The organism is Tritonibacter sp. SIMBA_163, from assembly GCF_046535935.1.
GTDB classification, from domain to species: domain Bacteria; phylum Pseudomonadota; class Alphaproteobacteria; order Rhodobacterales; family Rhodobacteraceae; genus Epibacterium; species Epibacterium scottomollicae.
Window position 1 is genome coordinate 1 of the sequence record NZ_JAWJBP010000801.1, and the last position, 256, is coordinate 256.

The 256-nt window shown below is 61.7% G+C and carries 1 protein-coding gene; it reads left to right on the forward strand.

What is annotated here, in order from left to right; all coding sequences use genetic code 11:
- The coding region (locus R0J92_RS24540; RefSeq protein WP_411053604.1) for an FCD domain-containing protein at positions 1–256 on the forward strand (256 nt) is incomplete at both ends.

Below are 256 nucleotides of genomic sequence, written 5' to 3' on the forward strand. Positions count from 1 at the left end.
GGGTTTCGACTCCGGAGCTTTCAAATGACCGAATCGAGGAACTGGCGGCACTGCGGGCGCTGATCGAAGCCGAATTGGCCTCTCGCGCCCTGCCCCGCGCTCATATGGCGCTGCTCGACAGGCTGCAGACCATCAACGGCACGGTGGCTGAGACCATCTCCAAACGCGCTGCGGTGGGCTACATTAGAACCAATCTCGAATTCCACCGGACACTCTCTTTGCGCGCACAAGCACCCGCCATGCTGGCCATGGCGGA